This window comes from Sphingopyxis indica, from assembly GCF_032879645.1.
Lineage (GTDB): Bacteria > Pseudomonadota > Alphaproteobacteria > Sphingomonadales > Sphingomonadaceae > Sphingopyxis > Sphingopyxis indica.
On record NZ_CP076394.1, the window covers coordinates 1,237,675 to 1,250,702 of the forward strand.

12 protein-coding genes are annotated in these 13,028 nt (G+C 65.2%); 7 read left to right on the forward strand and 5 right to left on the reverse strand.

Annotated features, from left to right (window positions below; genetic code table 11):
• Nucleotides 1–39: 39 nt before the first annotated feature.
• Complete coding sequence (tyrS, locus tag KNJ79_RS05890) at nucleotides 40–1,266, reverse strand: tyrosine--tRNA ligase (RefSeq protein WP_317153193.1); 1,227 nt, start codon at nucleotides 1,264–1,266, stop codon at nucleotides 40–42.
• Between the two features lie 55 nt (nucleotides 1,267–1,321).
• Here tyrS and KNJ79_RS05895 point away from each other — a divergent pair, with 55 nt between their 5' ends.
• The 3 genes from KNJ79_RS05895 to KNJ79_RS05905 all read left to right on the forward strand — a co-directional run bounded on the left by KNJ79_RS05895 (nucleotide 1,322) and on the right by KNJ79_RS05905 (nucleotide 4,442).
• Nucleotides 1,322–1,870 carry a DOMON-like domain-containing protein gene (locus KNJ79_RS05895; RefSeq protein WP_317153194.1) on the forward strand — a complete coding sequence of 183 codons (549 nt, stop codon included), beginning with the start codon at nucleotides 1,322–1,324 and terminating at the stop codon, nucleotides 1,868–1,870.
• Entirely contained in the window at nucleotides 1,867–3,075 is a 1,209-nt protein-coding gene (locus KNJ79_RS05900) for an exo-beta-N-acetylmuramidase NamZ family protein (protein ID WP_317153195.1), read from the forward strand. Before KNJ79_RS05895 ends, KNJ79_RS05900 begins: the two co-directional genes overlap by 4 nt.
• A 107-nt stretch (nucleotides 3,076–3,182) precedes the next feature.
• Nucleotides 3,183–4,442, forward strand: coding sequence for a M24 family metallopeptidase (locus KNJ79_RS05905; RefSeq protein WP_317153196.1), 1,260 nt, complete (start codon nucleotides 3,183–3,185; stop codon nucleotides 4,440–4,442).
• A 3-nt stretch (nucleotides 4,443–4,445) separates the two neighbouring features.
• Here the strand turns inward: KNJ79_RS05905 and KNJ79_RS05910 are convergent, their stop codons facing one another.
• From KNJ79_RS05910 to KNJ79_RS05920, 3 genes are read right to left on the reverse strand one after another with little or no spacing between them, the layout of a single operon-like run.
• Nucleotides 4,446–5,297, reverse strand: a complete 852-nt coding sequence (locus KNJ79_RS05910; RefSeq protein ID WP_089217226.1) for a DUF817 domain-containing protein — start codon at nucleotides 5,295–5,297, stop codon at nucleotides 4,446–4,448.
• Nucleotides 5,290–5,991 (reverse strand): immunity protein Imm33 domain-containing protein, encoded by a 702-nt coding sequence (locus KNJ79_RS05915; RefSeq protein ID WP_317153197.1) that lies wholly within the window; start codon nucleotides 5,989–5,991, stop codon nucleotides 5,290–5,292. Before KNJ79_RS05915 ends, KNJ79_RS05910 begins: the two co-directional genes overlap by 8 nt.
• Nucleotides 5,992–5,997: 6 nt before the next feature.
• On the reverse strand, nucleotides 5,998–7,176 hold the full coding sequence (locus KNJ79_RS05920; protein WP_089217224.1) for a vWA domain-containing protein: 1,179 nt from the start codon (nucleotides 7,174–7,176) through the stop codon (nucleotides 5,998–6,000).
• 149 nt (nucleotides 7,177–7,325) lie between these two features.
• On the opposite strand from KNJ79_RS05920, the gene KNJ79_RS05925 reads away from it, so the two are divergent.
• From KNJ79_RS05925 to trhO, 3 genes are all read left to right on the forward strand, one after another.
• Nucleotides 7,326–7,940 (forward strand): DJ-1/PfpI family protein, encoded by a 615-nt coding sequence (locus KNJ79_RS05925; protein WP_317153198.1) that lies wholly within the window; start codon nucleotides 7,326–7,328, stop codon nucleotides 7,938–7,940.
• A 136-nt stretch (nucleotides 7,941–8,076) separates the two neighbouring features.
• Nucleotides 8,077–10,080 (forward strand): GMC family oxidoreductase N-terminal domain-containing protein, encoded by a 2,004-nt coding sequence (locus KNJ79_RS05930; protein WP_317153199.1) that lies wholly within the window; start codon nucleotides 8,077–8,079, stop codon nucleotides 10,078–10,080.
• Nucleotides 10,081–10,131: 51 nt separating this feature from the next.
• A complete protein-coding gene (gene trhO / locus KNJ79_RS05935; RefSeq protein ID WP_317153200.1) occupies nucleotides 10,132–10,860 on the forward strand; it encodes an oxygen-dependent tRNA uridine(34) hydroxylase TrhO in 729 nt (242 codons plus the stop codon).
• Nucleotides 10,861–11,343: 483 nt separating this feature from the next.
• Here the strand turns inward: trhO and KNJ79_RS05940 are convergent, their stop codons facing one another.
• Entirely contained in the window at nucleotides 11,344–11,970 is a 627-nt protein-coding gene (locus KNJ79_RS05940; protein WP_317153201.1) for a class I SAM-dependent methyltransferase, read from the reverse strand.
• Nucleotides 11,971–12,062: 92 nt separating this feature from the next.
• On the opposite strand from KNJ79_RS05940, the gene trxB reads away from it, so the two are divergent.
• Nucleotides 12,063–13,028: a thioredoxin-disulfide reductase gene (gene trxB / locus KNJ79_RS05945; RefSeq protein WP_317153202.1), complete on the forward strand. Its 966-nt coding sequence runs from the start codon at nucleotides 12,063–12,065 to the stop codon at nucleotides 13,026–13,028.

Here is a 13,028-nt window from a genome sequence, read left to right on the forward strand (position 1 = left end):
ACCCGATTCCTCAAAAATCGGTAAATATCGCTTCATCTTTCAGCGGGTGACGAGGCCGTGCTTCTTCGCGCCGAGGCTGACCGGAACGGGATCGGCGGCGGGCGCGATCAGGTGGTGCGGGTCGCGGACGACCTCGCCCGCCACCTTCACCGCGCCCTCTTCGAGCTTGCGTCGCGCCTCCTTGTTCGACGCGGCAAAGCCGAGCTCGCGCAGCGCATCGAGGATGCGCAGCCCGTCGGCGGGTGCCGCGACCTGCGGCAAGTCGCCGCCGATATGGCCCTTTTCAAAGGTTTGCGTCGCGGTCTCGGCCGCGGCGCGCGCCGCCTCGGCACCGCGGCACAGGGCGGTCGCCTCGTTCGCGAGGATCTTTTTCGCCTCGTTGATCTCGGCGCCCTCGAGCGCTTCGAGGCGCGCAATCTCGGCGAGCGGCAGGTCGGTGAAGAGCTTCAGGAATCTGCCGACATCGCGGTCGTCGCTGTTCCGCCAATATTGCCAATAGTCGAAATGGGACAGCTGGTCGGCGTTGAGCCAGACCGCTCCGGCCGCCGTTTTTCCCATTTTGGCACCCGCTGCGGTCGTGAGCAGCGGCGTCGTGAGGCCGTAAAGCTCGGTTCCGTCCATGCGGCGGCCGAGTTCGATGCCATTGACGATATTGCCCCACTGGTCGGAGCCGCCCATCTGCAACCGCACCCCCATGTCTTTCGACAGATGGCGGAAATCATAGCCCTGGAGGATCATGTAATTGAACTCGAGGAAGGTCATCGGCTGCTCGCGCTCGAGCCGCAGGCGGACCGAATCGAAGGTCAGCATCCGGTTGATCGTGAAATGGGTGCCCACCTGTTGCAGCAGTTCGATATAGCCGAGCTGGCCGAGCCAGTCGTGGTTGTTGACCATCACCGCGTCGGTCGGGCCGTCGCCGAAGATCAGGAAGGGCTCGAAGATGGTGCGGATCGACGCGATATTCGCTTCGATCGTCGCATCGTCGAGCATCTTGCGGCTCTCGTCGCGCCCGGTCGGGTCACCGATCCGCGTCGTCCCGCCGCCCATCAGCACGATCGGCTTGTGCCCCGTCTGTTGCAGGCGGCGCAGCATCATGATCTGCACCAGGCTGCCGACATGCAGGCTCGGCGCGGTGGCGTCGAAGCCGATATAGGCGGGCACGACCTGCGACGCGGCGAGCGCATCGAGCCCTTCCGCGTCGGTCATCTGGTGGATATAGCCTCGCTCGTCGAGCAGGCGCAGCAGGTCGGATTTATAGCTGGTCATGGCGGCCTCTTTGAAAGCGGGGGGCGCTTAGCATGGGGTTTGCGATTTGGATAGCGTGCGGAAAGAGTTGATCTGCCACCCCGACACCCCCGCTGACGCGGTGCAGGCCGTGTGGGTCGAGGTGTCCTTTTCGCTCGGCGACGGGTTCGCGCTGCGCTTCGGGGTCGAGGGCGATGTCGCGCGCGTCGTGCTGCCGCCGGGCGAGGGCGCGCTCGTCATCGCCGACGCGCCGACCGACGGGCTGTGGCAGACCACCTGTTTCGAGGCCTTTCTGACCGAAGAGGGCGAAGCCGACTATACCGAGTTCAACTATGCTCCCGACGGGCGCTGGGCCTGTTATCAGTTCGACGATTATCGCTCGCTCGCCCGGACCGACGAGCTGGCGCCGTGGGAGATGACGAGCGAACGCGGCGAGGGCCTCTATATCCTGCGCGTCGAGCCCGGCATCCTGCCCGACCGGGGCAGCAAGCTGGCGCTCGCCGCGGTGATCGAGGAAATCGGCGGAACCAGAAGCTATTGGGCGCTCCGCCATCCGCCGGGGAAGCCCGACTTTCATCATCGCGATTGCTTTGCGCTCACGCTTGGGGCACCCCCCGCGGCATGACAGTCCAATTCGGCATCGACCGCCTGCTTTCCGAACCCGGCCTGCGCAAACCGCTCGAAGGCAAGCGCGTCGCGCTGCTCGCGCACCCCGCATCGGTGACCGCCGGTCTGACGCACAGCCTCGACGCGCTCGTTGCGGCGGGGGTCAACGTCACTGCGGTGTTCGGGCCGCAGCACGGCGTGCGCGGCGACCTTCAGGACAATATGATGGAGTCGCCCGATTTCACCGATCCGGTGTATGGTGTTCCTTGTTTTAGCCTCTATGGCGAAGTGCGCCGGCCGACCGGCCAGTCGATGCACATATTCGACGTGCTGCTCGTCGATCTGCAGGATCTCGGCTGCCGCATCTACACTTATGTGACGACCTTGCTCTATATCCTCGAAGCCGCCGCCGAGCATGGCAAGGCGGTGTGGGTGCTCGACCGGCCGAACCCCGCCGGCCGCCCCGTCGAGGGCACACGGCTCCGCGCAGGCTGGGAAAGCTTCGTCGGCGCGGGACCGATGGTGATGCGTCACGGGCTGACGCTCGGCGAAATGGGGCATTGGTTTATCCGCCACTTCGGGCTCGATGTCGATTATCGCGTGATCGAGATGGAGGGGTGGCGGCCCGATGCGGCGCCGGGCTTCGGCTGGCCCGCGGATCGCGTCTGGATCAACCCCAGCCCCAACGCCGCGAACGTCAACATGGCGCGCGCCTATGCCGGGACGGTGATGGTCGAGGGCGCGACCCTGAGCGAGGGCAGGGGGACGACGCGCCCGCTCGAACTGTTCGGCGCGCCCGACATCGACGCGCGGGCGCTGATCGCCGAAATGCGGCAGCTCGCTCCCCAATGGCTCGCGGGCTGTAAATTGCGCGACATCTGGTTCGAGCCGACCTTTCACAAGCATATGAGGCAGCTCAACAGCGGCATCCACATCCACGCCGAGGGGCCGTGGTACGATCATGAAGCCTTCCGCCCGTGGCGCGTGCAGGCGCTCGGCTTCAAGGCGATCCATGCGCTCTATGGCGACTATCCGCTCTGGCGCGGCAAGGATTTCAAATATGAATATACCGACGATGTGCTGGCGATCGACGTGATCAACGGCGGCACGGCTCTGCGCGAGTGGGTCGACGACGCCGGTGCGCAGCCGGGCGATCTCGACGCGCTGGCGCTGCCCGACGAGGCAGGCTGGCGCGAGGAGATCGCGGAATTGTTAATATATTGAATTTCTTCTTCTTCCTCCGTTCGCCCTGAGCTTGTCGAAGGGCTGTCCTTTTCGGACGGAGCAGGAAAAACGGCCCTTCGACAAGCTCAGGGCAAGCGGGAAAAGGGATGGTTGAGACCATGCATCGGCGACAATTCATGGGCGCGGCGGCACTCGGCGGGCTGGCGGTCGGCCTGCCTGCGGCGAGCTGGGCGGCGGACGATTTCACCGGCCTCGCCAATATGGCGAAGGACGCGCAGCCGATCGGCGCCGACGAGCATAAGGTGCGGCTTGCGAAGGCCACGCAGCTCTTGCGCGCGAACGACATGGATGCGCTGCTGATCGAGCCGGGGGCGAGCCTCATCTATTTCACCGGCGTCCACTGGTGGCGCAGCGAGCGGTTGACCGCCGCGGTGCTGACGCGCGAGGGCGAGGTGGCGATCGTCACGCCCTTTTTCGAGGAACCTTCGGTGCGCGAGAGCCTCGGCGTCGAAGCCGAGGTGCTGGTGTGGAACGAGGACGAGAATCCGCTTGCCGTTGTCGCCGCCTGGCTCGGCAAGCGCGGGCTCAGCAAGGGCAGGATCGGCATCGAGGAAACGGTGCGCTATTTCGCGGTCGACGGGCTTAAAAAGGCGATGCCCGATGTCACCGTCGTCAACGGCGCGCCGGTCGTGCGCGGGTGCCGGATGATCAAATCGGCGGCGGAGATCGCGCTGATGAGCCTCGCGACCGACATTACCATGGCCGCCTATCGCTACACCGCGCCGCGGGTGGAGGCGGGGATGACCCCCGCCGACATCGGCGCGATCATGAACGGCGCGACGCGGGCGCTGGGCGGGGAGCCCGAATTCGCGCTGGTGCTGCTCGGCGAGGCGAGCGCCTATCCGCACGGCAGCGGCAAGCCGCAGATGGTGCGGCCGGGCGAGGTGGTGCTGATGGACTGCGGCTGCAACGTCCACGGCTATCAGTCCGACATTTCGCGCAGCTGGGTCCATGGCACGGCGAGCGCGCGCCAGCGTCAGGTGTGGGATCAGATGCGCGAAGGGCAGCGGGTCGCCTTCGCCGCGGCGCAGCTCGGCACCCCCGCGGGCGCGGTCGACGATGCGGTGCGCGCCTATTATGAAGGCCTCGGCTATGGCCCTGGCTACAAGCTGCCCGGCACCTCGCACCGCACCGGCCATGGCATCGGCCTCGATGGGCACGAGCCGGTCAATCTGGTGCGCGGCGAAACCACGGCGCTGGCGCCGGGCATGTGCTTCTCGAACGAACCCGGCATCTATATCCCCGGCGAGTTCGGTATAAGGCTGGAGGATTGCTTCCATATGACCGGGGCAGGGCCGAAATGGTTCAGCGAGCCGCCGACGTCGATCGACGAGCCGATCGGCTGATCGTCAGGCGTCGAGCCCCTTCGGCCGCTGCACCAGGCTGACCAGCACGAAGGAGATGATCATCAGCAGATACCAGCTGCCGAGCTTTTCGACGCCGACCATGTGCCAGCCGTGGTTCTGGCTCGGATAGGTCCATGCGCGCGCGAAGGTGCCGATATTTTCGGCGAACCAGATGAAGAGCGCGACGAGACCCCAGCCGACGAGCAGCGGCATCCGGCGGTGGAGGTGCAGCGGGCGGAACCATATCTGACAGCGCCAGAAGAGCAGCGCCGTCGCGGCGAAGAGCAGCCAGCGGATGTCGGGTAGCCAATGGTGCGCAAAGAAATTGATATAGATGGCGGCGGCCAGCACATAGCTCGTCCACATCGGCGGATAATGGGTGTAGCGGAAATCGAAGATGCGCCAGACGCGCGCGATATAGCTGCCCACCGCGGCATACATAAAGCCCGAGAAGAGCGGCACCGCGCCGATATGGAGCAGGCTCGCCTCGGGATATTGCCACGACCCGGCGGCGGTCTTGAACAGCTCCATCACCGTGCCGACGATGTGAAAGATCAGGATGACGAGCGCTTCCTTCGGCGTTTCGAGCCGGAACATGAGCATACCGAGCTGAATCAGCACCGCGCCGATGGTGATCGCGTCATAGCGGTGAAGCGGCGCGCCTTCGGGCCAGAAGAAATGCGTGCCGAGAAGAAGTGCGAGCATCAGGCCGCCGAACAGGCACGCCCAGCCCTGCTTGAAGCCGAAAACGAGAAACTCGAGGAACCAGCCGCGCGGTCCTGGCGCGACCGCCATCGCTTCCAATTGGACACGCACGGCGTAGAAACGCGAATGGCGCCCAATTTTCTCAGTCATCCCGATCGTCTCGGTGCATGGACATTGGCTGAAAAGCGCCGGTTTCCCAATCGCGCAGATATGCGCTGCCCACGGGCGCGTCGATCAGGGGCAACCAGCTATCATCCGCGTTCAGCACCTTGCCGATGGCGATATAGCTGAAACTGGGATTTTCATATTCCTCTTTGGTCAGGCCGCGTGTGTCGCATCGAAAGCGCCAGCCGCTGTCGGGGTATTTGTCTCCGTCGCGTGGCGGGTCGGGTTCCTCGCGATACAGATATTCCACCTTGAGCCGACCATCGAGAATCTGGTCATCGACAAAGCAGCGATCCCAATATTCGCGGCGGGCAGGGGCGGTCGGCGGAGGGGTGGCGCGATCCTCGCTCCAGTCGATGTCGATGATATGCCCGCGGGCAAATGTCACGCGATCACCGGCTTTGAGCTGGGGCATGTCAAGTGGATGATTGTCGAGCGTACCGGTCAACCACGCTCCCTCTGCCGCCGTCACGATGACCCACATGCGTTCTGCGCCCCATTCGCTGCTATCGGGAATCGACCGGAAAATCAGTTTGACGAGGTCGCCGGGCGATACTGCCAACAGCTCATTCTCTGAGGGAAGATAGAAAGTATAGGGCGCCTCGGCGGCGATCGGCCGCGGGTCTTCTATCTCATACCGTCCGAACCAGCCGCGCAGCCTGTCCCTGAATAGGCCCACGCTACGTCAATGCTTTCGTGTCAGTTCGCGCATCGCGTCGTCGAGGCCGGCGAGGGTCAGCGGATACATCCGCTCGTTCATCAGCTGCTTGATCAGCTTCACCGACTGGGTGTAGCCCCAATGCGCTTGCGGAACCGGGTTGAGCCACACCGCGGCGGGATAGACATTGGTCATCCGCTGCAACCACACCGCCCCGGCTTCCTCGTTGAAATGTTCGACGCTGCCGCCCGGATGGGTGATTTCATAGGCGCTCATCGACGCGTCGCCGACGAACACCAGTTTGTAATCATGGCCATATTTGTGGAGGATGTCCCACATCGGCGTGCGTTCCGACCAGCGGCGCTTATTGTCCTTCCACACGCCCTCATAGGGGCAGTTGTGGAAATAGAAGAACTCCAGGTTCTTGAACTCGCTCGTCGCGGCGCTGAACAGTTCCTCGCACAGCTTGATGAAGGGGTCCATCGACCCGCCGACGTCGAGGAAGAGGAGCAGCTTCACCGCGTTGCGCCGTTCGGGACGCATCCTGATGTCGAGCCAGCCCTGCCGCGCGGTGCCGTCGATCGTCCCCGCGATGTCCAGCTCGTCGGCGGCGCCCTCGCGCGCGAATTTGCGCAGGCGGCGGAGCGCGATCTTGATGTTGCGCGTGCCGAGTTCCTTGGTGTTGTCGAGATTCTGGAACTCGCGCTTTTCCCACACCTTCAGCGCGCGCTTGTGCTTGCTCTCGCCTCCGATCCGCACGCCTTCGGGGTTGTAGCCCGAATTGCCGAAGGGCGAAGTGCCGCCGGTGCCGATCCATTTGTTGCCGCCCTGGTGGCGCTTCTGCTGTTCCTCGAGCCGCTTCTTCAGCGTCTCCATGATCTCGTCCCAGTCGCCGAGCGACTTGATCGCCTCCATCTCCTCGGGCGTCAGATATTTTTCGGCGACGGCCTTCAGCCATTCCTCCGGGATGTCGACGGGGTTCTGGCCATAGTCGGTGAGCAACCCCTTGAAGACCTTGTTGAACACTTGGTCGAAGCGGTCGAGCAGGCCCTCGTCCTTCACATAGATGGCGCGCGAGAGATAATAGAATTGCTCGGGGCTGCGGTCGATCACCTCGCGGTCGAGCGCCTCGAGCAGCATCAGATGCTCTTTCAGGCTGGCGGGAATGCCCGCGGCGCGAAGCTCGTCGAGAAAGCCGAAAAACATGGGCAAAGGCGTAACCTGTCGGCGCGGCGTGCGCAATCACTTTACGTAAACGGAAAGCGATTGACGGCGGGCAGCGGTGTCCGAAGCCCTCTTCCAAATTCGGGCTGCACCCGTAAAGTTTTACCCCTTCACCATTCGGAGATTCTTCCATGCAGATTGCGGTTTTGACGTTCGACGGTTTCAACGAACTCGACAGCTTCGTTGCCGCGGCCATCCTGAACCGGCTGCGCGGGCGGGGATGGGCGGCGCATATCGCGGCGCCGACACCCCAGGTCACCTCGATGAACGGGGTGACGATCGACCGGCAACAGCCGCTCGAATTCGCATCCGAAGCCGACGCGGTGATCGTCGGCAGCGGCGTAAAGACGCGCGAGATCGCGGCCGACGCGGCGATGCTCGGCCGCATCGGGCTCGATCCGGCGCGTCAGCTGGTGGGGGCGCAATGTTCGGGGACGCTTTTGCTCGCCAGGCTCGGGCTGATCGGCGACCTGCCCGCCTGCACCGACCTCACGACCAGGCCGTGGGTGATCGAAGCGGGGGTCGAGGTGCTCGACGCGCCGTTCGTCGCGCATGGCAATGTGGCGACCGCGGGCGGCTGCCTCGCCTCGCAATATCTTGCGGCCTGGATCATCGCCCGGCTCGCCGGGCCGCAGGCGGCCGAAGAGGCGCTGCACTATGTCGCGCCGGTCGGCGAGAAGGCGGCCTATATCGAGCGCGCCATGCGTGTCGTGGAGCCGTTTCTTGCCGTCGAGGGCGCGGCCTAGGACTGTCGGGGATCGAGCGCCGCGGTGGCCGCCGCCGCCGCCGGGCGCCGCTGCCGTCAGATTGCGCTTGCCATCGGCGCCGCAAATCCGGAAGAGTCGAAAGAAAACCGGGTCGCTTGGCATAGGGGGCAGAGCGATGGCACCGTTCAATTTCGGGCAACTCAAATTTCTGAAGGCGCTGACCGAGGCGCTGTTTCATGGCGCGGAGATGGCGATTTCGGCCGATCAGGTCGTCGCCAACGTCACCGATCTGTTCGCGAAGGTCGGCGGGACGAAGCTCGACGAGATCCGCCTGTCGCTGACCTTGACCGAGGTCGCGCTCGGACCGCTGTTCGCCCTCGTCAGCGTCGAAACGCGCGTCGAGCGCATCCGTGACCGGATGCAGAATACGAGCTTCGATCTGTTTCAGGACATGGGGCGGCTGCGCGGGATCATCTATGCCTGCTATTATGGCCATTGGCAGCCGGGCGGCGAGGACGAGAATGCCGCCAACCCGGTCCATGCGCAGATCGGCTTCACCCTGCCCAAATTCCGCCACCGCGGCGCAAGCGACATCGCGACCCCGATCCCGCCGGTGACGGGCCGCGAGATCGACCCCGCTCATGTCATCGACGCCGCCGGGCTCGAGCAGGAATATGACGTGATCGTCGTCGGTTCGGGCGCGGGCGGGGCGATCGCGGCGCATAATGTCGCGGCACAAGGTTACAAGGTGCTGATCGTCGAGGCGGGGCCTTTCTATCCCTCGCCGCGCATCACCCATCACGAGCTCGACATGATCGCGCAGCTTTACAAGCATGGCGCGCTGCAGACGTCGACCAACCGCGATTTCGTGGTGTTTCAGGGGCGCTGCGTCGGGGGCTCGTCGACGATCAACAACGGCATCTGCCTGCGCGTCAACGAGGCGGGGCGCACCCATCCCGACGCGCCCGACGTGCTGGCCAAATGGTCCGCAATGGGCGCGCCGGTCGACGCTGCCGCCTTTCACGCCGCCTATGATGCGGTGCAGGCGCGGCTCGGCATTGCGAAGATCGAGCCGCGGAGCGGGCGGCACAATGGACCGCATCTGCTGAACGGCTGGGCGGCCTATGCCGCGACCTCGTCCGATCCGAAGGACCGGCGCGCGGTCGCCGACTGGTTCGCGAAGAATTTCGGGCCGCCGAACACGTCCACCGCCTGCGGCTATTGCGGCTATTGCAACTCGGGCTGCGCCTATGGCCGGCGGCTGGGGATGGCGCAGACCTATCTGCCCGATGCGTGCCGCGACCATGGCGCGCGGATCATCGCGGGGACAAAGGCCGACAAGATATTGTGGCAGCATGCGATCGACGGGCGCCGCGAGGCCGAGGCGGTGAAGCTGGTGCTGCCCGACGGGTCGAAGACGCTGGTGCGCGCGCGCATTGGGGTGGTCGTCGCGGCGGGGACGATCGCCTCGTCGAAGCTGCTCGATCGCAGCGACATCGACGGCACGGGCAAGCGCGTCTCCTTGAACGTCGCCTCACCGGTCGTCGCGCTGATGCCCGACAACGTCGGCGGCGACGCATGGGACGAGGACCAGATGTCGAGCTATGTCGATTGCGGCGATTTCCTGCTCGAAAGCCACTTCCAGCCGCCGATGTCGATGGCGTCGCTGATGCCCGGCTGGTTCGACGAGCACCAGGCGCGGATGAAGCGATACGGCCGCGTGCATTCGGCGGGCATTCTCTTCCCCGCCGACCGGCGCGGGCATGTCGACGGCGGCAAGCTCAAGTTCCGGCTCGACGAGCATGAGGATCTGCCGGTGCTGCGCCGCGCGATGGCGACGCTGACCAAGGTGCATTTCGCCGCCGGCGCGCTCGAATGCTATCCGGCGCTGGCCAAGGGGCAGGTGGTGACCCCCGGCATGGACGTCGACGCCTTTTTCGACGACGCGATCCGCGAGGCCGACGACGTCACCCTGTCGAGCAGCCACCCGCACGGCGGCAACGCGATCAACGAAAATCCCGCCTATGGCATCGTCGATCCCGACTGCCGCGTCCACGGGACGACCAACGTCCTCGTCACCGACGCCAGCGTCTTTCCGAGCTGCATCCGCGTCAACGCGCAATGGACGACGATGGCGATGGCGCAATATGCGACGGGGCGGGGCGATCCGTTCCGCTAGGGCGCGCGGCCTCTCGACTTCGCGCGGCAGCCCCGGCTAAAGGCGGCCGCCATGAACTTCACCGTCGCCGCCCTCTATCGTTTCGCGCCGTTCGACGACCCGGCCGCGCTGCGCGAACCGCTGCTCGCGCTCTGCAATGCGCAAGGCGTGAAGGGCACGCTGCTGCTCGCGCGCGAGGGGATCAACGGCACGATCGCGGGGAGCGAGGCCGGCATCGCTGCGGTAGTCGGCCATGTGCGTTCGCTACCGGACTGCGCCGACCTCGACATCAAATATTCGACCGCCGCGGCGATGCCGTTCCAGCGGATGAAGGTGCGGCTGAAAAAGGAAATCGTGACGATGAAGGTGCCGGGGATCGACCCGGCGCGCGAGGCCGGCGCCTATGTCGCGCCCGCCGACTGGAACGCCGTGGTCGACGACCCCGGCACCGTCGTCATCGACACGCGCAACGATTTCGAGGTCGGCTATGGCAGCTTCGATGGCGCGGTGAACCCGCATACGAAGAGTTTCGGCGATTTTCCGCGCTGGTGGCGCGACCATGCGGCGGAATTTGCGGGCAAGCGCATTGCGATGTTCTGCACCGGCGGCATCCGCTGCGAAAAATCGACCGCTTTCCTGAAAAGCGAGGGCGTCGCCGACGTCGTCCACCTGAAGGGCGGCATTCTCGCCTATCTCGAACAGGTGCCCGAGACGGAGAGCCGCTGGCACGGCAGCTGCTTCGTCTTCGACGAGCGGGTGAGCGTCGGGCACGGGCTCGTCGAGGTGGGCGAGAAGGAATAGCGGCGGCGTGCCGGCTTTGGGGTGGCCAGTTGCCATCGCCGTCTTTGGTTATCGCGGGCTGGGTCCGCGCCGTCGTTTCAAAGTTCAGTGAAGTTCAGCCTTGTGCGGCCGCCGATGGGCCGCGTTCGGCGACCATGCCGCGCCGGTTCCCCGCATCCGCAAGCCGGGCCGTGACCGCTTTTATCCACCTATCGAAAGAGCCGAGAGGAAGGCTGGCACAGCCGGACAATGTAGGACAGCGGTTTTTTGCGGCGGATGTCCGACTTGGGGTGGGACGCGGCCGTCCCTCTCTCTTTGTCATTCCCGCGAAAGCGGGAATCCAGAGCGTGCGCCGGCTGACCCCGCTCTGGATTCCCGCTTTCGCGGGAATGACAAGGTTATGAAATGCCGATCGTCGCCTATCGGTCGATTCTGGTCATTGCCTTCAAATTGGCGCGAATGTCCGCTCCCGCCCGAAAACGGACCCTCGTGCTCGGCGGCGCTTCAGCCCGCTACCCGCGCCGTGCCATATTCGACCCAGCCGAACGGCCGCGGGGTCTTTGGCATATAATGTGCGCCCTGCCGGTCGACCGCGAAACCGGCTTTTGCATAGGCGTCGGCGATCGGCCGCGTCAGGTGGCAATTGCCGCCGATGCGCTTCCACAGCGGCTCGATGCGCCGCTGCCATTTGGCGACGCCGGGATCGGGCGCACGGCCATGTTCGAGGAAGATCGCGGTGCCCCCCGGCCGCAGCACGCGGCGGATTTCGGCGAGCACCGCCGCCTGGTCGGCGACCGAGCAGAGGGTGAAGGTCGTCACCACCGTGTCGAAGCAGGCGTCCCCGAAGGGCATCGCCTCGCCGACTCCGCCTTCGATCCGCGCCTCGATCCCATGCGCCTGTGCCGCCGCGCGGCTCATCGCGAGCAATTCGGGCGAGGGGTCGAGCCCGGTGAAGCCCGTGACGCGGTTCCGGTCATAAAATTCCATGTTGATCCCGCCGCCGCAGCCGAGTTCGAGCACCTCGCCAGCGGCATGGGGCACGACCTTGCTGCGCGCCTTCATGATCTGGCCCTGCGAGCAGGCGCATTTGATCAGGCGCGGCACCCCATGACGTTCCCACCAACTCGCCATATTCCCATCTCCCCTTGGCGCGGAAGGTGACCCTTGCTAGCGCTCTTGGCAACACCCATCTGTGCCGGCCGCACAGCCAATGAAAGATTGCCATGCCCACCACCCATCACACCAGGATGCTCATTCTCGGCTCGGGTCCCGCCGGCCTGTCGGCGGCCATCTATGCCGCGCGCGCCGGGATGAAGCCGATCGTCGTGCAGGGGCTCCAGCCCGGCGGCCAGCTCACCATCACCACCGATGTCGAAAATTACCCCGGATTCGCCGAGGTGATCCAGGGGCCGTGGCTGATGGAACAGATGACCGCGCAGGCGACGCATGTCGGCACGACGATGATCTGGGACACGATCGTCGATGTCGACGTGTCGCAGCGCCCGTTCAAGCTGACCGGCGACGGCGGCGATGTCTATCTGGCCGAGACGCTGGTCATCGCGACGGGCGCGCAGGCGAAATGGCTCGGCGTCGAGGGCGAGCAGGAACTCGGCGGCAAGGGCGTGTCGGCGTGCGCGACGTGCGACGGCTTTTTCTATCGCGGCAAGAAGGTGGTGGTGATCGGCGGCGGCAACACCGCGGTCGAAGAAGCGCTCTACCTCACCAACCACAGCGACGATGTGACGCTGATCCACCGCCGCGACAGCCTGCGCGCCGAAAAGATCCTGCAGGACCGCCTCTTCGCCAATCCCAAGATCAAGGTCCTGTGGAACAAGAAGGTCGCGCGCTTCGTCGCGGGCGAGGGCAATGCGGGACTCGTCGGGGTCGACCTGATCGACACCGAAACCGGCGAGGCGAGTCATGAGGCGACCGACGGCGGCTTCGTCGCGATCGGCCACAGCCCGGCAACCGAATTGTTCAGGGGCAAGCTGCCGCTCGATGCCGACGGCTATCTCGAGGTCACCCCCGGCACCTCGCTGACCGCGATCCCCGGCATCTTCGCCGCGGGCGATGTTACCGACAAAATCTATCGCCAGGCGGTCACCGCCGCGGGCATGGGGTGCATGGCGGCGCTCGACGCCGAACGCTTTCTGGCGGAAGCGGAATATCATGCGATGGTGGACGCGTAG

Bases quoted from the DNA above. Each gene is read 5' to 3' on its own strand.
- tyrS (WP_317153193.1), bottom strand. From the start codon at position 1,266: ATGACCAGCTATAAATCCGACCTGCTGCGCCTGCTCGACGAGCGAGGC.
- KNJ79_RS05900 (WP_317153195.1), top strand. From the start codon at position 1,867: ATGACAGTCCAATTCGGCATCGACCGCCTGCTTTCCGAACCCGGCCTG.
- KNJ79_RS05905 (WP_317153196.1), top strand. From the start codon at position 3,183: ATGGTTGAGACCATGCATCGGCGACAATTCATGGGCGCGGCGGCACTC.
- KNJ79_RS05910 (WP_089217226.1), bottom strand. From the start codon at position 5,297: ATGACTGAGAAAATTGGGCGCCATTCGCGTTTCTACGCCGTGCGTGTC.
- KNJ79_RS05920 (WP_089217224.1), bottom strand. From the start codon at position 7,176: ATGTTTTTCGGCTTTCTCGACGAGCTTCGCGCCGCGGGCATTCCCGCC.
- KNJ79_RS05925 (WP_317153198.1), top strand. From the start codon at position 7,326: ATGCAGATTGCGGTTTTGACGTTCGACGGTTTCAACGAACTCGACAGC.
- KNJ79_RS05930 (WP_317153199.1), top strand. From the start codon at position 8,077: ATGGCACCGTTCAATTTCGGGCAACTCAAATTTCTGAAGGCGCTGACC.
- trhO (WP_317153200.1), top strand. From the start codon at position 10,132: ATGAACTTCACCGTCGCCGCCCTCTATCGTTTCGCGCCGTTCGACGAC.
- KNJ79_RS05940 (WP_317153201.1), bottom strand. From the start codon at position 11,970: ATGGCGAGTTGGTGGGAACGTCATGGGGTGCCGCGCCTGATCAAATGC.
- trxB (WP_317153202.1), top strand. From the start codon at position 12,063: ATGCCCACCACCCATCACACCAGGATGCTCATTCTCGGCTCGGGTCCC.